The organism is Pseudoalteromonas sp. 2CM28B (genome assembly GCF_023161935.1).
Genome location: NZ_JALNTH010000023.1, coordinates 76449 through 95273, shown reverse-complemented (window position 1 = coordinate 95273; position 18825 = coordinate 76449). Strand labels below are relative to the sequence as shown.

The 18825-nt window shown below is 41.0% G+C and carries 21 protein-coding genes; 14 read left to right on the top strand and 7 right to left on the bottom strand.

Annotated elements, in window-relative coordinates; genetic code table 11:
* Positions 1 to 136 precede the first annotated feature (136 nt).
* The 3 genes from MTN96_RS24050 to MTN96_RS24040 all read left to right on the top strand — a co-directional run bounded on the left by MTN96_RS24050 (position 137) and on the right by MTN96_RS24040 (position 1964).
* A complete protein-coding gene (locus MTN96_RS24050) occupies positions 137 to 688 on the top strand; it encodes a carboxymuconolactone decarboxylase family protein (protein WP_054982016.1) in 552 nt (183 codons plus the stop codon).
* Between the two features lie 109 nt (positions 689 to 797).
* The gene (locus tag MTN96_RS24045) at positions 798 to 1529 is read left to right on the top strand and encodes an SDR family oxidoreductase (RefSeq protein WP_248532916.1); all 732 of its coding nucleotides are present in this window, start codon (positions 798 to 800) and stop codon (positions 1527 to 1529) included.
* A 192-nt stretch (positions 1530 to 1721) separates the two neighbouring features.
* A complete protein-coding gene (locus MTN96_RS24040) occupies positions 1722 to 1964 on the top strand; it encodes a hypothetical protein (protein ID WP_054982018.1) in 243 nt (80 codons plus the stop codon).
* A gap of 119 nt (positions 1965 to 2083) precedes the next feature.
* Here the strand turns inward: MTN96_RS24040 and MTN96_RS24035 are convergent, their stop codons facing one another.
* Positions 2084 to 2992 carry a LysR family transcriptional regulator gene (locus tag MTN96_RS24035; protein WP_054982019.1) on the bottom strand — a complete coding sequence of 303 codons (909 nt, stop codon included), beginning with the start codon at positions 2990 to 2992 and terminating at the stop codon, positions 2084 to 2086.
* A 108-nt stretch (positions 2993 to 3100) separates the two neighbouring features.
* On the opposite strand from MTN96_RS24035, the gene MTN96_RS24030 reads away from it, so the two are divergent.
* Both MTN96_RS24030 and MTN96_RS24025 read left to right on the top strand, forming a co-directional pair.
* Positions 3101 to 3343: a hypothetical protein gene (locus tag MTN96_RS24030; protein WP_054982020.1), complete on the top strand. Its 243-nt coding sequence runs from the start codon at positions 3101 to 3103 to the stop codon at positions 3341 to 3343.
* Positions 3344 to 3370: 27 nt separating this feature from the next.
* The gene (locus MTN96_RS24025) at positions 3371 to 3889 is read left to right on the top strand and encodes a hypothetical protein (protein WP_248532915.1); all 519 of its coding nucleotides are present in this window, start codon (positions 3371 to 3373) and stop codon (positions 3887 to 3889) included.
* Positions 3890 to 4006: 117 nt separating this feature from the next.
* On the opposite strand, the gene MTN96_RS24020 is transcribed toward MTN96_RS24025, so the two are convergent.
* The 3 genes from MTN96_RS24020 to MTN96_RS24010 all read right to left on the bottom strand — a co-directional run bounded on the left by MTN96_RS24020 (position 4007) and on the right by MTN96_RS24010 (position 6646).
* Entirely contained in the window at positions 4007 to 5110 is a 1104-nt protein-coding gene (locus tag MTN96_RS24020; RefSeq protein ID WP_248532914.1) for an FAD-dependent oxidoreductase, read from the bottom strand.
* Positions 5111 to 5113: 3 nt separating this feature from the next.
* A complete protein-coding gene (locus tag MTN96_RS24015) occupies positions 5114 to 5788 on the bottom strand; it encodes a cupin domain-containing protein (protein WP_248532913.1) in 675 nt (224 codons plus the stop codon).
* Between the two features lie 84 nt (positions 5789 to 5872).
* Complete coding sequence (locus MTN96_RS24010; RefSeq protein ID WP_248532912.1) at positions 5873 to 6646, bottom strand: SDR family NAD(P)-dependent oxidoreductase; 774 nt, start codon at positions 6644 to 6646, stop codon at positions 5873 to 5875.
* Between the two features lie 169 nt (positions 6647 to 6815).
* Here MTN96_RS24010 and gcvA point away from each other — a divergent pair, with 169 nt between their 5' ends.
* The 3 genes from gcvA (at position 6816) to MTN96_RS23995 (ending at position 9709) form a co-directional block, all read left to right on the top strand.
* Positions 6816 to 7745: a transcriptional regulator GcvA gene (gene gcvA / locus MTN96_RS24005; protein WP_248532911.1), complete on the top strand. Its 930-nt coding sequence runs from the start codon at positions 6816 to 6818 to the stop codon at positions 7743 to 7745.
* A 155-nt stretch (positions 7746 to 7900) separates the two neighbouring features.
* Positions 7901 to 8422, top strand: a complete 522-nt coding sequence (locus MTN96_RS24000; RefSeq protein WP_248532910.1) for a carboxymuconolactone decarboxylase family protein — start codon at positions 7901 to 7903, stop codon at positions 8420 to 8422.
* Between the two features lie 57 nt (positions 8423 to 8479).
* Entirely contained in the window at positions 8480 to 9709 is a 1230-nt protein-coding gene (locus tag MTN96_RS23995; RefSeq protein ID WP_248532909.1) for an MFS transporter, read from the top strand.
* Positions 9710 to 10146: 437 nt separating this feature from the next.
* On the opposite strand, the gene MTN96_RS23990 is transcribed toward MTN96_RS23995, so the two are convergent.
* Complete coding sequence (locus tag MTN96_RS23990; RefSeq protein WP_248532908.1) at positions 10147 to 11121, bottom strand: transposase; 975 nt, start codon at positions 11119 to 11121, stop codon at positions 10147 to 10149.
* 172 nt (positions 11122 to 11293) lie between these two features.
* Here MTN96_RS23990 and MTN96_RS23985 point away from each other — a divergent pair, with 172 nt between their 5' ends.
* Positions 11294 to 11626: a gamma-glutamylcyclotransferase gene (locus MTN96_RS23985; protein WP_248532907.1), complete on the top strand. Its 333-nt coding sequence runs from the start codon at positions 11294 to 11296 to the stop codon at positions 11624 to 11626.
* A 44-nt stretch (positions 11627 to 11670) separates the two neighbouring features.
* Here MTN96_RS23985 and MTN96_RS23980 read toward each other — a convergent pair whose 3' ends face one another.
* Positions 11671 to 12342 carry a hypothetical protein gene (locus MTN96_RS23980; protein ID WP_248532906.1) on the bottom strand — a complete coding sequence of 224 codons (672 nt, stop codon included), beginning with the start codon at positions 12340 to 12342 and terminating at the stop codon, positions 11671 to 11673.
* Positions 12343 to 12449: 107 nt separating this feature from the next.
* Between MTN96_RS23980 and MTN96_RS23975 the strand changes: the two genes are divergently transcribed.
* Positions 12450 to 13325, top strand: coding sequence for a LysR family transcriptional regulator (locus MTN96_RS23975; protein WP_096042634.1), 876 nt, complete (start codon positions 12450 to 12452; stop codon positions 13323 to 13325).
* Between the two features lie 77 nt (positions 13326 to 13402).
* Here MTN96_RS23975 and MTN96_RS23970 read toward each other — a convergent pair whose 3' ends face one another.
* The gene (locus MTN96_RS23970; RefSeq protein WP_248532905.1) at positions 13403 to 15484 is read right to left on the bottom strand and encodes a TonB-dependent siderophore receptor; all 2082 of its coding nucleotides are present in this window, start codon (positions 15482 to 15484) and stop codon (positions 13403 to 13405) included.
* 168 nt (positions 15485 to 15652) lie between these two features.
* Between MTN96_RS23970 and MTN96_RS23965 the strand changes: the two genes are divergently transcribed.
* The 4 genes from MTN96_RS23965 (at position 15653) to MTN96_RS23950 (ending at position 18819) form a co-directional block, all read left to right on the top strand.
* Complete coding sequence (locus MTN96_RS23965) at positions 15653 to 16276, top strand: fused MFS/spermidine synthase (RefSeq protein ID WP_004586267.1); 624 nt, start codon at positions 15653 to 15655, stop codon at positions 16274 to 16276.
* On the top strand, positions 16269 to 17153 hold the full coding sequence (locus MTN96_RS23960) for a spermidine synthase (protein ID WP_248532904.1): 885 nt from the start codon (positions 16269 to 16271) through the stop codon (positions 17151 to 17153). The genes MTN96_RS23965 and MTN96_RS23960 overlap by 8 nt, the downstream gene beginning before the upstream one ends.
* Before the next feature lie 119 nt (positions 17154 to 17272).
* Positions 17273 to 17746: a MarR family transcriptional regulator gene (locus tag MTN96_RS23955; protein WP_054982034.1), complete on the top strand. Its 474-nt coding sequence runs from the start codon at positions 17273 to 17275 to the stop codon at positions 17744 to 17746.
* A gap of 8 nt (positions 17747 to 17754) precedes the next feature.
* A complete protein-coding gene (locus MTN96_RS23950; protein WP_055254297.1) occupies positions 17755 to 18819 on the top strand; it encodes an HlyD family secretion protein in 1065 nt (354 codons plus the stop codon).
* Positions 18820 to 18825: the final 6 nt, after the last annotated feature.

Sequence of the window (18825 nt, the reverse complement as noted above, 5' to 3'; positions counted from 1 at the left end):
AACGATCGCTCAAATATAACTTGAACGATCGTTCAGGTGGGTATATAGTTCACTCCATCAACTAAGGGGCTTCAAGATTTATTCCCTTTTTATATAGGGACAACCCCTAAACAACCTATGTCATTGGAGATTAAAAATGAGCAAATTTACATTACACACAGTAGAAACAGCACCAGAAAAAAGCAAAGCAATTTTAGAGGGCGCTAAAAAGCAAATGGGTGTTGTTCCTGGCTTATATGCAGCAATGGCTGAATCACCAGAAATATTAAAAGCTTATACACAGCTACATCAGTTATTTACAGCAACATCATTCAACGCAGAAGAATTAACTGTAGTGTGGCAAACAATTAACGTTGAGCATGAGTGTCATTATTGTGTGCCAGCTCATACTGGTATTGCACACTCAATGAAAGTTGATGCCGCTTTAACTGAGGCGTTACGTAACCAAGAAGCGATGCCAACAGAGAAACTACAAGCGCTTCAAGATTTCACGCTAGCTATCGTACGCCAACGCGGCAACGTAACACCTGAACAAGTCGATGCTTTCTTTGCCGCAGGTTACGCGCAGCAACAAGTATTAGAAATCATTCTTGGGTTATCACAAAAAGTGATCAGCAACTATGTAAACCACATTGCTGAAACACCAGTAGATTCAATGTTTAATAAATTTGAATGGACTAAAAAGTAACGAGTTATAACTGCACAGTTATAGTAAATACTGTATTACAGCCTAATCAATTTTCCGTTGCGATAAAACTTTAGTAATCGCAACGGATACTAAACCAAAGGAATATCAAATGAGTTTTATCATTAAAGACAAAGTAGCTTTCGTTACCGGCGCAAATCGTGGCATAGGTAAAGCCATTGTTGAGTCACTTCTGCAACACGGTGCCAAAAAAGTATATCTTGGTGTGCGCAATCCTGAGTCAACTAAAGCATTAGAAAAGCAATACGGTGAAAAAGTAGCAACTATCCAGACGGATATTTCAAGCACCGACTCAGTTAACAAAGCGGCAGCTGAGGCTACTGATGTCGATCTTGTAGTTAACAACGCAGGTATAATGCTGTCGACTACACCTTTAGCAGAGAATATTTTTGAGTCTTTAGCTAGGGAAATAGACGTTAATGTTTATGGTTTAGTGCGTATCGCTAACGCCTTTGCAAAAGCGCTTGAACATAATAAAGGTGCGTTAGTCCAACTGAATTCTGTGGTATCGATGAAAAACTTTCTTCAGGAAACCACTTACTCGGCATCTAAAGCTGCATCCTACTCAATCACACAAGGATTGAAAGACGCATTTGCCGAAAAAGGCGTTCAGGTACTTAGTGTTCACCCAGGCCCAATTGAAACAGATATGGGAAAAAGAGCTGGCTTTGATAACTTAGCAAGTGCTGAGTCTGTCTCTGAAGGCATTATAGACTCTCTTGAAAAAGGCGACTTTTTACTCTTCCCAGACGATATGGCTAAGATGATTGAAGGTGCTTACCAAAGCTACGCAGACAATATTATCTTGAAAGATTTTTCATAGTAAATCTTGAGCTAATAGCTAAGGGTTATACGGCTATCTACTCTCAAGCACTGTTATTTTTTTTTTGTCGTTATAGCAGAGAAAGATAGAAGAAAATGGACCATGGCAAGCTTTGGTATTATTTCTGTATTAGGACTTAGCTATTTACTTTCTATTCAGTAAGCTGAATTTTAATGACACCTTGGAGCAAGCATGAAAAAAATTCCGCGTAAGTATCAATATCCACTTACTGTTTCTATGGTGTCATCTTCAATGTTGCTAGGAACGTCTGGGGTGATGGCCTATAAAACCCTGCCTGATGAGGCTTCGTTTATCAGTGCATGGATTAACTCTATTGAGCAAATTATCCCTTTTGCAATAATGCTATTATTAGTTGTCGCACCAACGATTAAACTCCTTGTGACGAAAATATTGTTAGAGCCAGAAGCAAAATGAGAAGTTGTACTGACTTTAAGCGCTTATTTTTATCAACGTCATCAATACTATAATAGCCAATAGCGGTCTATTAGACTTATCTTTTTAATGTATTTAACACTTAATCTGTTCTAGCAAAACTAACTCACTATGGATTTAAATAAGTCTGATGGTTTATCCATTTTTTGAATTATTTTTTCTCTAAATGCGACCACCCTACTAGCAATCAACTGACGATCACTCCATACAATATAAGCTTTGCCTTTCGGGCACTCTACATCGGGCAATACCCTCTGTAGCACTGCGTCTTTTTCAAATTCTAACACTTCTTTCGGTATCAAGCCTATCCCTATGCCCGCTTTAACTGCATTAATCATTAAACGGAGGCTATTTATTGAATACTTAGCCATTACAGGTAGCTTTGTAGTTACACCTTGGTACTTAAATTCCCAAAAAGGTATAGTATTTCCTGCAAGTAAATTATGTTCAAGTAATGACTCTATATTATTGGGAATACCTTGAGCTTTAAGGTATTTGGGTGATGCAGCTAAGACTAGCTCAGTTTGAAATAAGGGTTTTTGAATTAATGTAGGTATATTGCTCGGTGTAGTAACAATCGCGAGATCAATACGTTCATCAATATAGTTTTCAGTGTCAGAAGAGAAACTAATGTGGATTTTAACACCGGGATGTTCTGTCATAAATTCGATTGCTAGATTCTGAAGAAAATAATCAGCGAAAGGCTCTGGACACGATACATAAATCTCACCCGTTAATGTTGCCTGTGTATTAGAAAGGTTGAGCCATTGTTCATCAACTTGTTTGAAAATAGGAGCAAAGCGTCGGTAATATTCTTCACCTGCATTAGTGAGTTGGAATTTTTTGGCATGTCGATGAATGAGTTTCTCACCTACTTTTTCTTCTAACTGACTCACAGCCCTAGAAAGCGTCGGGGCAGAGGCTGTAGCTAAAAGACTAGCCGGGGCGTAACCACCACACTCTACTGACAGGCAAAACCAATATAAATTGCCGAGCTCTTTTGCATCCATAATATCCAATCATTCAAATATGAATTTATAAATTTCAATAATAGCTATTTTTGAAATAAGGGCAAGGCTTTAAAATATGCCCTCTAAATTATTCAAGGTGTGACCAATATGAAAAAATTCCCTCAAAAATTTAAATATCCGCTAATAGCCTCAATGGTTTTACCTTCAATGCTTTTGGGCATGACGGCTATTATGGCCAGGAAAATGGTGTCTGACGATGTCTCATTTATGAGTGCATGGTCATACTCTATAGGAGAAGTTATTCCTTCTGCACTATTGCTTTTAGCTGTAGTTGCACCAACAGTTCGGCTTTTTGTTAGCAAAGTATTATTAGAATCTGAAGAGAAATAATTCACCATAAAATATAGGAAAAATGAAATGGGGAAACAATTATTACTAGAAGTATCACTAATATCGAGTGTATTCGTTATTGTCGGGTTAATGTGGCTGGCGTTACGCCATTCAGCGATGAACCCTTCGGCCATCACGCAAAAGCTATTAACCGGCTTGTTAGCTATTTTTTTAATTATGGCTGGCACAGTAAAGTTCTTTGAGCCGTTCAATACTATGTTTACTAAACAAATAGCTTTGAGTGGACTGCCATTACCCGAGATAGCTAGGTGGGCTGGTCAATTAGGTGAAATTTCAGCAGGTTTAGGGTTTTTGATTGTGCTTACTTTATCCAAGGTTCTAACAAAAAATATAATAAGAAAAGTATTTTATTGCTCATCACTATTAGCGCTATCTATTATGTTTGTCGCAGTGTATGTTCACATGATTCCAGAGGTAACTGCTGAGTTTTTACCATTACAATCAAAGCCTCCAATTCTAACATTAATTGTTATGTTGCTAATTGGGCTGAATGTGTGGATATTTAGGAAGTTTAAAAACGAATAAGTTAATCTGTTTAAATCACTATAATGATGGCTGTTTCTTGAACGCTCATAACCGCCCATCACCTGCAGTTATGAGCAACTCATTAAAACGCTAAGCTCAAACCTCAGCCTCTACACATCATGCGTTAACATTTTTTAAATACAGCTCAACGCCTATGTTTGCTGCATCAACCGCACCAGCTACATAGCCCGGAAATTGCACCGACCATTCGCTGCCAATACCGACTAAATTTTGATGCCATGGGCCATTTTGCGCGGTTATGTAAGGTGCTGGTGTATGCGTATACGCAGCATGTGTATCTAAATGTGTTGCTGTGAGTGGGTCTTGTGCCCAGTCTTTAATAATATCGGCTTTGGGTGTGGCGGCTTGTGCGCCAAAAAGCCTGACTAATTGCGCTCTGCAATGTGTGATTAAATCTTCATTACTAATGCGTTTTCGATCATCAGCGGGTATGCCAATAAAGCCAAATAATGCGGCTTGGCCTTGTGGATTTGATGCATCGTGTATTTCTGCCATTGGCCCAACACTGCTGCGGGCGCTGCCCGAGAGCGTTTGCTTACGCCAAAATGGCGTATCGTACACTGCAATATACTTAGCGTGGGGTGCCATCCAGGTTGCGGTATTTTGCCACTGCGTTACTAAATCGCTTGGCAATGCGGGGGTAAATGTTATTTGGCTTGCAGCTAAGCGTGGTGGTAGCGCAAGCATTACGTGCTCAACGTTTACTTTATTATCGGTTGTGTTTGAGGTGCTAAAGTTAACTTCAATATTACCGTGTTGGTGGGTAATTGTTTTAACCAAAGCGCCGGTCACTATGTGTTTGTTGCTAAGCTTTGCATGTAAGGCATTAATAAGGGTGCCCATGCCACCTTTTAACCGCATAGACGTAGGCGCATGCGTATAACCGGGCATTGCTGTGGGCGGTTGTGTATGTGAGCGCTCTACTAACGTATTGCCTTGCTCGTACTGGGCAAATGTTTCTAGGTTTAGGGTTTTAATAATGGCATTTAATTGCGGCTGAAACTCTGGCCAAAACCATGTTGGGCCAAGATCAAAGCTATTTGTTGTCGCTTGCGACAGGCTTGTAAAGTCCATAATACGGCCACCTAATTGGTCTCTGGCTTCAAGCAATATGTAATCGGTAATGCCGCATTGCTCTAACTGGTAAGCTGCATACACGCCGCTTAGCCCACCGCCTATAATCGCAATTTTTGTACGCATTATTTAGCCTCCACAGCCTATGTTTTTAAAATTACCTACTTTTAGGTAAATTGTAGCGCTGTTATTTCCCGCAGATATTAACGCTTTATTCGTGCTTGGCAGCCTTAGCCAGCTTCCTTTTGAATATTCTACCTCGTTGTGTATTACGCTGCCGCCCAGTACAAATAGCTCTAAGGCATTATGTGCTTTTAGGTTATCAAATAGGGGCTGTTGCGGGGTTAACTTTACCAGTTTAGTTACTTCGTTATCATCTTGATAAAGCGGGCATATTAGGCGGTTATTTTGGGTTATCCACGTAGCCGGATCGTGTGTATTTATGCGCACAGAGGTGGCTTCTGTTACGCACATTTGCCACAGTTTTACAAAAATGGTTGCGCCACTTTTACTTTTAGGTGCATGTGAAGACCCTGGCGGGTTTCGTAAATAAAAGCCTTGTGGGTAGTCGCCCGACTCATCTGAAAAGGTGCCTGAAAGTACCATTATTTCTTCACCACCTGGGTGAGCATGGCTTGGAAAAGTAGACTCAGGCGCGTAGCGTACTACGCTAGTTGCTCTGGCTTTTTCAGCGCCTATTCTGTCGAGCATTACCCGCTCAACACCCGCCTGAGGCGATGTTTGCCAACTATATTGAGTTGGCAGCATTAAAGCGTGTTGTGAAAAATCTGAATTGACTCGCATTTATCCAACCTAAATTAAACAAGAGCAATAACATACATTATTGCTCTATAAATTTGCGCCCATCGAGGGCTTTAAAATTACGTATTAATTACGACCAGCCATTACACCGCCGTCAACATCCCATACAGCACCTGTGACCCAAGCGGCTTTGTCGCTGAGTAAAAACGCAATGGTGTTGGCGACATCTTCGCTTGTACCTACACGGCCAATTGGGTGGAAACTGTTAAAGCCTTGTAGGGCATCGTTTACTTGTGCTTTAGGAATAAAACCTTCGTAAATTGGCGTTTGTACAACCGCTGGCGATACTGCATTAACGCGAATGTTGTGCGCGGCTAATTCCATTGCTAAATGTTGAGTTAGCGCATGTAAGCCCGCTTTAGCCATTGAATACGCTGACGATGGTGTAGCGGCAATAGCTTGCTTACCCCACATAGAACCCACATTTACAATGGCGCCTGCGCGTTTTGCTGCCACTAAATTAGCGGCTACTTTTTGTGTAATAAAAAATAGTGCGCGGTTAATTTGCATGTACTGATCGTAATCAGCCGCTTCGTGCTCTAAAAATGGTTTAGGGAAAAACACACCGGCGGCGTTTACCAGTAAATCGACATCTGCGTGGTCTTGTGAAAGTGTGTTAATTAAGTTTTTCACGCCTTCGTCGCTGGTTAAATCAGCGGTTAACACCTCAACAGTGCCTAAAGCTGATAGCTGCTCTTTTGCTGCTTGGGCTTTTTCTTTACGGTGCCCAACAATGACAGCTTGGCCGCCTTGCTCTAAAATTAATCGAGCCGTTTCAAAACCCATTCCGCTAGTACCACCAATAACGAGTAATTTTTTACCTGAAAATTGCTTAGTCATGATTAATTCTCCAAGCGCCACTATGCGCTGTATTTGTTATATAAATAAAAAGTATTGAGTTGCCTAATAACAAGTAACTTGCTGTTTGGCTTGGGAGGTATTTTTTACTTATTTACTTGCTTTAACAAACGAGATAATCTGAATCATCAATAAAGAAAAAGTTTATCGTATGAAATCACCTATACACCTCAATGCATTAAAAGCGTTTGAAGCAAGCGCAAGGCACCAAAGTTTTTCAGCGGCAGCTGAAGAGCTAAATGTAACGCCTGCAGCCGTTGGGCAGCTGGTAAAAACATTAGAAGAGTGGCTCGATACGCCGCTGTTTCACAGAATGAGCTCAGGTAAAACACGGCTAGTAACCACCGAAACCGCGCAAAGTGCCCTGCCACTAATACGCGAAGGCTTTGATAAACTTGCCCAAGGGCTAGACATTTTAAAAGACAACGCCATAAGTGGCGCGTTAACAGTGGCAGTAAGCCCCGCATTTGCCGCCAAGTGGTTATTACCTAGGTTGCATTTCTTTCAAGAGATATGCTCGCAAACCAGTGTAAATTTAAATACTAATTTAAAACCTGTTGATTTTATTGAGCAGCGTATAGATATAGGCATACGCTTTGGTGTAGGCACTTGGCAAGGCTTGAGCGCAGAAAAACTAATGGATGAAGAGGTATACCCGGTATGCTCACCTAAGTTTTTAGAAGACTCAAACCGCTTAAACACCATAGATAAATTATTGAACGAAACCCTAATACACGATCAATCAATGGACGACCATACGGGGTTTCCGTCTTGGTCGGCGTGGTTAAAAAAAGCCGGAGTAACAGGCCCTTTAACCACTAAAAGCATTCAAATAAATAACTCCGCGGCTGTATTGCAATCAGCTATTGATGGTCACGGTGTGGCTTTAGCGCGCAGTGTAATGGCTAAAGATGACCTAGCCGCAGGGCGATTAGTCAGGTTGTTCCCTGATATTTATTTTGAATCGCCTTTGGCGTATTACGTTATTTACCGCCCCGAATGTGCTGAACTGCCAAGAATACACGCATTTAAAGAATGGCTGTTTAAAGAGGTAGAAAACCCGCGGGCTAAAAGAGATTAAAGCTCAGGAGTACTTTGATAAAATACAGCAGTAAAGAAAATATTTACCATGGTAAAAGATAATCTCTGTGGTTAAGTACGTTCATTCCCCGTAAGCTTTCGCTCCATGTTAGCCACTTTAATGACTAAAGTGGCGTTTAATTAGGAGTAAACATTATGTCACAAGTAAGAGTAACGCCATGGCAAGATGGCGAGCAAGCCCCAGGCGAACTACTAGCCGAAATGCAAGGTCGTCGTCCAAACGGTGAACTAATAGGCATAGATAGAGTACTACTAAAAAGCTTTCCTTTAGCTAAAGGCTGGAATGAGCTGTTAGGGTGCGTTAGAGCAAACTTTGGCTTATCGCTTGAGTATCGCGAACTTATTATGCTGCGTGTAGCGGTATTAAACAAAGCCGATTTTGAATGGAATGTGCACTACCCTGCATACATACAGGCTGGCGGTAGCGATGAAAAAGCAACGGCTCTTAAAAGTGTGGTAGTAAATGCTGAGTTATTCTCTGAGCAGGAGCTGGCTTTGCTTGAGCTTACTGAGCAATCAACCACTAAAGTAAATGTTGATGGCGACGTTATTGAACGTTTAAAAGCACTATTTGGCGAAACGCAAACAGTAGAAGCGGTAGCAACGGTTGCTGCTTACAACATGGTATCGCGCTTTTTAGTGGCGTTAGACATTTAAATACCTCAACCATAAATTGCTTTTAAGCGCCTTGAATACTTTTAGGAAAGTGAAATCATGGAAAAATTAAACGCTATAGACTCAGATAGGCTTGAGCAAAGCGACCCTCAAGTTCAAACAGCTAACTTATGGCGTTTAATGTTAGCCCAGGCACTTTCTGGGGCTAATAGCGTTGTGCTATATGCAACAGGTGCGGTAGTGGGCAGCTTGCTTGCTCCTACTGCACTTTTAGCCACTTTACCTGTTTCTATTTTTGTTTTAGGAATGGCGTTGTGTGTTTTACCCGCCGGTGAATTAGCACGAAAATATGGCCGGCGTGCAGCCTTTATGGCAGGCACTGGCGCGGGTGTTTTAACCGGACTATTAGCGACTATTGCGTTGTATATAGACAGCTTTTGGCTGTACTGTTTGTCTGCGCTATTGGGCGGCGCTTATGCGGCAGTGGCTTTGTCATTTCGGTTTGCTGCAACCGATGGCGTGCCCGAAAATAAACGCCCGCAAGCGCTTTCTATGGTAATGGCCGGTGGCGTAGCTGCAGGTGTTATTGGCTCGCAGTTAGTTACGCATACCATGCACCTGTGGTCAGACAAAATGTTTGCTGCCACATTTATTACGCAAGCCATTGTCGCGGCTCTCGCTGGTGTTATTTTGTTTGGCGTTAAATTGGCTAAGCCTTTAGCAAATCAAGCATATTCAGGAAGACCATTGAGAACAATTGCTTTGCAACCACGATTTATAAGCGCGGTTATTTGTGGTGCAGCATCGTATATGGTGATGAACTTTTTAATGACATCGGCACCTTTGGCAATGCATATGCACGGGCATAGCCAAGAGTCAGCAAACTTAGGAATGCAGTGGCATGTTATTGCTATGTATGCACCTAGCTTTTTTACCGGTAAGCTCATTGCACGTTTTGGGGCTGCTCGTATTTCTGTTTTTGGTATTATTTTAACTGCAATTTCAGCAGCTATAGGCTTTTTAGGTGAAGGTGTATATCACTTTTACGCGCTATTAATTTTGTTAGGCATAGGTTGGAACTTTGGCTTTTTAGGGGCATCCGCATTAGTGCTAGAAACGCACAAGCCAGAAGAAAAAAACCGTGCTCAATCGTTTAGTGACTTTATAGTGTTTGGCTTAATGGCGGTAGGCTCTTTTTCATCAGGTGGGTTATTAAGTGCGTACGGTTGGCACACCGTTTTATGGGCGTCGTTTGTGCCTTTATTACTGGTCGTTATTGTTTTGATATTAACCAAAAAATACCAAGCCAATTTTAGCGAGCAAGCTTAAACACACTAACCGCCCTACAAGCCGCTTTTATTAGCAAGCTAAAGTTTATTAAGCTGCTGGCAAAATTGCCTTACTTTTATTTTATGTAGCGAGGCTGTTTTATATGAAATATAACACGGCCTAAAATATTCCCTTGCTTGATAAAACCAAGCTCTTTTGTACTGGTGCTACTGACATGATCGCCGCTTAAAAAAAATTATAATGACACCCACTATAAATTTTGAGTTGGCAGTTCAAAAAATTAACATGATACCCACTTCAAATATGTAATTAGTAGTTAAATTAAGAGCTTTTAATGAGGATTTATTAGCTGTAATTATAAAAAGTGCAGGAATATGGATAAATTTAAGATTTATTGGGTTGGCATATTTATGATTTATTAATTTTAGGCATGCTTAAACCTGCATCTAGGCAGTTTTAAAACTATTAAGGAGGTTTTAGGCTAATAGCTTTTCGCAATTACTAAAATTAACTCGTCGCTTTTTATTTAAATGCTCGCAGTAACTTACATGTGATTGCGGCTTACCTACAGCGCCGTGAAATACGCGGGTAAAGTCTTTAGTGAGTTTTAACCAGTTCTCTGGTGCTATGTTTACTCTTTCTAATAAAGGGAGCTGTGTGTTTTCAATAAAACCTGGTTTGTTATCGCGAATAATGCGCCCTGTGAGCTCAACTAATTCGAGGTAATATTTAAGCTCGAACGGTAAACCTTTTGGCATAAATTTACGGGGCTTACCTGCAAATTTTAAAAGTTGTTTGGGTTGCTTTGCATTTTTAGCGCCCTGAATACGCTTTTGCACGCTGGTGAAGTTTGAGCACTCGGGGGTTTTAGCTACTTTTGCTCTTATTGGGTTTAAATCAACGTAAGCCATGCAAGCTGCAAGGGCTGCCTCATCAAGAAGAGCTTGTGATTTAAATCGCCCTTCCCAAAATCGGCCAGTGCATTTATCTTCTTTATTAGCTTTTCGGGCAATGTGTTCGTTTAAAACGCGCATAAACCAGCTAATGCTAGATAACCTTTCTCTGTATTGAATAATAGTTTGGCTTAAAAAGTATCGCTCTGTATTGCTAAGCGCCTCACCTTGTAAAAATTTTTGTGTAAGGGGTGTGCCTTTACAAAGCTTATGCCAGCGCAGCACTATGGCTTTGTCATTTAACCTATTTGCTTTTTTATCATCAACATAAAGCACAATATGGGTGTGATTACTCATAACTGCATAAGCACATATATCAATACAAAATATTTTAGCGAGACTAAATAGTTTTTGTTCTACCCAGCCCCTTCGATGTTCGTAGGATTTACCCGTTAATGAATCCTCGCCGCATAAATAAGCATGACGTACACAGCGCGAAATACAGTGATAATATTTTGTATCTGCCAAACTGATTTGGCGTTTTCTTGCAATAGCCATTTAGCACCTAGCTTTTGATGAACCAATTAAAAAAGTAGATGCTTATTGCGTAAAGTGCAAAAATAAAGGTGGGTGTCATTATAAAAGTAAAGTTTCACTCGGGATTTTTTTCATATTTAGTTAAGCTTTAGCTTAGTTAAACATAATCATTAGCCTTAATTTAGGAGTTTACGTGTTAGAAGCGTTATTTGTATATGGCACCTTATGCCCAGGGCACCCGAACGAGCATATTCTTGCCAATATTGGCGGTACATTTGAGCAAGGCAGTGTGGTTGGCAATTTAATTAACGAGGGCTGGGGCGCCAAAATGGGCTTTCCTGCACTGGTATTAGACGAAACAGGCCAAGAGATAAATGGCTATGTGTTTAGCTCAACTAATTTAAAAGATCACTGGCATGTGCTCGATGAATTTGAAGGCGATGCGTACTCACGCATTTTAACGCAAATAAAATTGTTAAACGGCGAATACGTTCTGGCAAATGTATATGCTCTTAACGTTAAGTAATCTATATAGCAGCGCTTTTTAAGCTAAAGCGCTGCTAAAATTTTTTAATTAACTGCAAAATCGCGAGTTTCTAAATAGCTTGGGGCGCTTTTAAAACAGGCCTTTAGCTTACTTGCAAGCGCTGTGGTTACTGGCGCATCACATTTTAATTTGCCATTATATTTTCCGTTAGTTAGTGCTACTAAACTGAGTGAGTCATAGCTAGGTTTACTTTGTATTTTATGAATCACCAACCCCTGCTCTGCTGAAACCTTTATTAAATCAAACTCTTCTTTTTCAGGTTGTGTTATAGCGATCTTTTTTACATATAACGGATTTTTAAAGGTCAGCTTTGTCGAAAACAAAGCCCTACCTCCGCGCTCAAAATGGCCATTAAACACAGTAGTATTTAAAGTGGGTGTCAGCTTATTTATTAATAAATTCAAATCAAATTTGGTTGGTAAAATGGTGATCTGACTTTGTTTTTTTAGTGACTCGTTTAGTGCTTTTTTGATTATTTTAAGGTGGGTGTCATTGGTAGTTACTTCGTACACTATTTGGTAGTTGTGTGGGGGGGCGTATAAAGGCATGTGGCTGGCAAGTACTTTATCGCCGGCTAATATAAGCGCCATGCCATGAAAGCCATTATAGCTGTGGGTTTTGTGTGATTTGTGTTGAGGTGTATTTGAGTGCGCTGCACTCGATAATAAAATAAAAATTAGCAGTATGTGTTTCATGTTAATGCTCAAAAATAAATATAACGTCACTATAAGCTGATTTATATATATAAATAATCGATAATAAGTTGTTAGTTGTTTCCTTTTAATCAATACGGTTTGGCGCTATGCATTTAGATGACATTGAAAAAGTAATTCATATGGCGGGTTCGCAAAACCTGCACACAACCGCTAAGCATTTTAATATTACCCCAGGGGCGCTGTCTAAAACGCTAAAAAAGGTTGAGGCAAACTTAGCCACAGAGCTGTTTAATCGTGTGGGCAAAACCTTAGTACTTAATGATAAAGGCAAAGAGTTTGTTAAGCACAGTAGCGATTTAGTTCATAATTACCAGCAGCTTACTAGCCGCTTTAAAAGCGATAATCATAAATTTAATGCAGTTATTGCAGGCCCTGCAATTTTACTTAAAAGTGGCCTTAAAAAGTTACTTACCCCCCTGAGCAACCTGCCCTGTTCGGTACGTATTAATAATGTATTTGAAGGTGAAGCCATAAGCCAAGTTGCATCAGGCGCGGCGCATATTGCGCTAGTAACTCGCGAGGCATTAAATAACAGCTCACATACTAATTTAGTGGCGGTTGATGTATTTAATACTGGGTTTAGTGTGGCTGCGGCCGCTGGGCATCAGCTAGTACAAACTGGCTCTTTAACGCTTAATAAAAACCAATTACTAGAGCTTGCTTTTGCATGCCCTTTGTTTTCACCACTGTGCGGCCTCGAGCAAGGTATAGGCTCCGACGGCTGGCAAGATGATATTGCACCGCGTAATATTGTATTTAGATGTAGCGATTACAGTGCATTAATAGAGGTGGTTCAAAGTGGCTTGGCGTTGGCGTATTTACCTAACTTTGTGATTGATGATTTAGGGCTTACAAAATTAACTGTAAAGGGGGTTAACAGTCACTACAGTGAAAGCATTGTAATGATATACAAACCTTCAAAGGCCGATGGTTGGCTTAATAAACTTATGCATTCTTTATAAAAAAGGGCTTAAAAATATAAAGCGCCTTAACCACTACATTAAGACGCTTTAGGATGAAAACTTTAATTTGCTAGCTATTAAAAATTATACGCTAACGACATTTTAAATTGAGTTGGCGCACCTGGGTAAACCCATAAAGCGTTGTAGCTGCTTTCGGCGTAATCTTCATCAAAAATGTTATTAACACTTATATTAAGCTCGGTTTGCTCGGTTAAGTTAACGTTGCCAAACACGCCTACTAATTGGTAGCTCGGTAACCTAAAGCTTAAATCGGCGGCATCACCTAAACGGCTGTTGGTGTATTGGTAGCTTGCACCAAACTCAAGCTCTTTACCCATTAACGCTGTTTGGTGGCTAAGCGTAAGGTTTAAGTTATTTTTTGGTACATTAACCAGCGGGCTGCCTTTTTCAATTGGCACGCCCCAATCTGCATTTATAATGTCGTTTGCAGTGGTGGCGTCTATGTAGGCGTACGATAAGTTAAACGCCGTTGCATCAGTAATATAGGTGTTTAAATCAAGCTCAAACCCTTTACTATCGGCTTTACCAATAGGCGCTGAAAAACCAACGTTTACAGGGTCTGCCACTAACATGTTACTTTTAGACGCATCAAAAAATGCCACAGTACCGTTTATGCCTAAGTATTCAAACTTAGCGCCAACCTCAAACGAGTCACTGTATTCAAAGCCAAAGGGGTCGCCGCTTGCATCTGTGCCGCTCAGTGGTAAAAAGCCTTCTGAGTAACTGCTGTAAAAAGTGATTGCGTTATTTAGCTCGTACACTACGCCAACACGAGGGCTTACTTGGCTTTCAGAGCTGGTCGAAAACACGCCGCTGTTGGTTTCTAAAATATCTTGGTCTACGCTGTCAAACCTTAGGCCCACTAATAGCTTAAATTTGTCGGTAATATCCATTTGGTCTTGAACATAAATACCGTACGCCTTTTGCTCTTCGTCGTTTTCGTAAAGCAGGCTTACTGTTGGGCGTTCTACATCGTAATTTGGCTCAAAAATATCAACGGTATAAGTGCCGTTACCGCCTCGATAGCGAGAAAGCGCTGTACGTAAATCGTACTTGTATGCATCGGCACCTATTAATAAATGATGCGTAATACCGGCTGTGTCTACACTGCCGCTTAGCTCAAACTTTACACTTAAATCTTCTACTTCGTAGTCGCGATAACGCTGCTGGCGAGTAAGTGTGCGGCCATCATCAAATAGCGATTGGCGCGATGGCGAAAGCTCAGCATCTGACGAAAACCCCGTTAACGTAGAGCTGCGGTAGTTTGCACCGGCCACTAACGACCATTCATCGTTAATATCGTGATTTAAAGTAATTTGGTGCCCGCGTGAATACACCTGCGTGTCGCCATCGTTTGGGTTACCTAAATAACGCGAGCTTGGTACGGTGTCAAAATCGTTATCGAGTACGACAACACCACGGTCAAATAACTGCGCTAAATCTACGTATTCAAACTCATAAGTCACACTGGTTGATGCGTTTATTTGATGATAAATAGACGGCGTAACTACCTTTTTATTGGTGTACACCTCATCGCGGTAGCTGTCGCTATCTTGCCACGCGCCATTTATTCTAAACGCGGTGGTGTCGTTAATGCCGTTTGTGTAATCGCCTTCAACGCGATTAAAACTGTTGCTGCCTAAGCTTAGTTTTAGCTCACCTTGCGGCTCAAACTGTGGCTTTTTAGTCACTATATTTACAGTACCGCCGGGCTCTGAGCGCCCATAAAGTGCTGAGCCAGGGCCTTTTAGTACTTCAATGTAATCAATGTTAGATACATCACGCGGGCCGCTAAAACCACGCCCACCGCTAAAGCCATTAATTAAATAGCCCGATGGCATGTTTTCGTTACCCGAAAGGCCCCGAATAGAAAAGCTATCCCATAATGCGCCACTGTTATTTTTACGCGAAATACTGGCCGAAAAATCGAGCGCGTCTTGTAATTTAGTAATGCCTTTTTTATCAAGCGCAGCACTGCTAACACTTACAATAGATTGCGGCATTTGCTTTTGAGGAATATCGCCACGGTATGCTTGTTTATAAGTAACCGATATTTTTTCAATTTCGTCGTTTTGCTCTTGCGCCACTGTTTGCGCACTTATGCCTAAGCAGGCTAAATAAATTAAAGAATACTTCATGATAATAGGGAAATCGAAGGTGTTATATTATAACAACAAGTTTAACATGTGTTACTTTATAACAAAACAACTTTTTAAAAAATCACAGAGCGATTAATTAATGCACTAGCGACTGCCGAGTCATCACGTTAGTATGGAGATCTCTTTAGGTTACATAACGATAATTACATGAGTATAAAAACAAACGCGTTAATTTATTTTTTAGCCTTTTGCAGTGGCTTTTGCATTATGGGTATTGAGCTATTAGGCGGGCGTATTTTAGCGCCTTTTTTTGGCAGTAGTGTGCACATTTGGGGCAGCATAATTACCGTATTTATGCTTAGCCTTTCTTTTGGGTATTTACTCGGCGGTAAGCTAAGTACTAAAAATGCATCGCTTACAAAATATGGCTTAATATTTTTAACCGCCAGTATTATGGTGGTGCCTATTGCGCTTTTTTCGCAGCCAATAATGGAATTTATTTTTACCCACATTGAAGATACACGCTACGGCTCGTTACTTGCCTCTACGGCTTTGTTTTTTATTCCTACCGTTATTTTAGGCATGATCTCGCCTTACTCAGTGCGTTTATTAGTCACCGACAGCCATAAAAGTGGCCAAGTTGCGGGTATTTTATATTTTGTAAGCACGTTGGGTAGCGCCTTAGGGACTATTATTACCTCGTTTTACTTTGTACTGGCGTTTGATGTAAACACCATTATAAGTGCCTTTGCGTTAACCTTGGGCCTGTTAGGTGTGCTGGCAATTACTGTTAATAGCCTTGCTGGTAATAAGGAGCTTGCCCATGCGTAACTGTTTATTATTTTTAGCGGTACTGTTTTCGGTTGCGGCGCACAGTAATGTAGTGCATGAGGAGCGTTCTTTATATCGCAATATTATTGTTGATGAAACACATGACCTACGCTGCTTAAAGTTTAATACAAAAAGTAGCCAAACCAGCCAAAGCTGTATGTACAAAAACAACCCCGACAAACTGGTTTTTAACTATACTAAACTTACGTTTGCCAGCCTTTTAGTAACCGACAACCCTAAAAATGTGCTTATTATTGGCCTAGGTGGCGGTACGCTTTCTAATGTCATTCATGAGCTTTACCCTGCAGCTAAAATTCATAATGTTGAAATAGATCCCGCCGTTTTAAAAGTAGCCCGTAACTATTTTAACTTTATAGAAAACGATGCGGTCACCTCAAGCGTGCAAGACGGGCGTATATTTATAAAGCGCGCAGCCATTAAAAAGCAAAAGTACGATTGGATTATTCTTGATGCGTTTAACGGCGATTATATTCCTGAGCACTTACTCACCAAAGAGTTTTTTGAAGAGGTAAAAAGCGTATTGGCCGAGGGCGGTGTGATTGCCGCTAATACGTTTTCGAGCAGTAAATTATACGAACATGAGTCGGCAACTTACCACGCCGTGTTTGGCGATTTTATTAACGTAAGCCGTGCTAATCGCTCTAACCGTATTATTTTAGCGGGTGTAAACTCTATGCCTACTGAGGCGCAAATTAATCAGCGTATTAAAGCACTTAACCCGCGTTTAAAAAAATACGATGTAGATTTAAAAGCAATTAGTACCTATATGCAAAGCACCAAAAACAAGCAAGATTGGCCTGCCAATACAAAAGTGCTTACCGATCAGTACTCCCCTGCTAACCTCCTTAATTTTTAAATCCACAAGTTTATTTAGCCCCAGTATTGGGGCTTTTTTATTTGCAACCCCCCTCAATATTTACTTAGCACGCTAACTAATGCTAAAATACTTAGCATGCTAACTAATTTGAGGTGGTTATGACTACTCAAAAACCTTTTCACGAAACGCTCGATTTAACCATTATTGGTAACATGGGGCGGGTTCATAGGCTGTGCCGTGAGGCCATCACTTTAGCTGTAGAACCTTTAGGGCTTACGCAATCGCGTTGGACGGCGCTAACCCATATAAATATGTTGGGCGAGGGCATAACACAGCTTGAGCTTGCGCAGAGTTTAGGAATAGAAATGCCCTCGCTTACTCGCACATTAAAGCAATTAGAAGAGCAGCTATTAATTACCCGTAAAGTTGATGAGCACGATAAACGCAGTAAAAAAATCTACTTTACCGAGCAAGGTGGGGCAATTTTACAGTCGCTAAACGAAAAACTCATTGATATTAAAAGCCAGCTATACAGCGGGCTAAGCACACAGCAACTCGATGCGCTTGCTTATGGCATCGTCAATATGGAAAAAAACGCACTAAACTGTATTAAAAATCAAAGTAAAGAGTAAGAGAGACAATGACACCAGATCAAAAATTTACTCGTTATGTCAGGCTTTCGTTAGCGGGTTTTGTTGTTATATTTATTTACTATTTAATTGCCGACATGTTTATGCCGGTAACGCCGCAAGCGCGGGTTTATCATCCTGTGGTGCAAATTGCCCCGCAAATAAGTGGCCGTGTTACTAAGGTATTGGTTAATAATAATCAAACCGTAAAAGCTGGCGATGTATTGTTTGAAATAGACTCAGGCCCTTATAAATTAGCGCTCGAACAAGCACAGCTTGCCCTTGACGACGCTAAATTACAAAACAAACGTTTAGATACCAATGTAAAAGCACTGGAGGCGCAAATTTCGGCGGCCAAGGCAAAGCTGCACGAACAGCAATTACTTAATAACCGTGGCGAAGCATTATTTAAGCAGCGCTCTATTTCAGAGCAAGAGCTTGAAAGCATTAAAGCTAACTTTGAAGCAAGTAAATCAAATGTCGCCTCATTAGAAGCGCAATTGGCAGAAGCAGTACTTGCCCGCGGCGAAAGCGGCGCGCAAAACTTAGCGCTTCGCCATGCTGCAAACCAATTAGCACAAGCCGAGCTTAACTTATCGTACACCCAAGTGCGTGCGCTAAGCGCTGGTGTGGTTTCTAACTTACAACTACTTGATGGCGCATATGCGGTAACGGGTAGCCCGCTTTTAGCTATTGTGGCTAATAAGGCCGACCTTGTTGCCGATTTTAGAGAAAAATCATTACTAAATATGAAACCAGGTAGTTTGGCGCGAGTGGTATTTGATAGCCGCCCAGGTGAGGTTTACAACGCGCATATAAGCACGTTTGAGGCAGGCGTAAGCGATGGACAACTCAGTGCAAATGGCTCGCTTAGTAGTACCGAAACCAGTAATCGTTGGGTGCGCGATGCTCAGCGCCAGCGTATTCATTTAGTGATGCCAGATAACGCTAAATTAATTGCTAATATGCCAAGTGGTGCGCGTGCCACTGTGCAACTATTGCCAGAGTCAACAATTGGGCAATGGTTAGCGTCGGCTCAAATTAGGTTTATTAGCTGGCTACACTACATTTATTAATGGAGG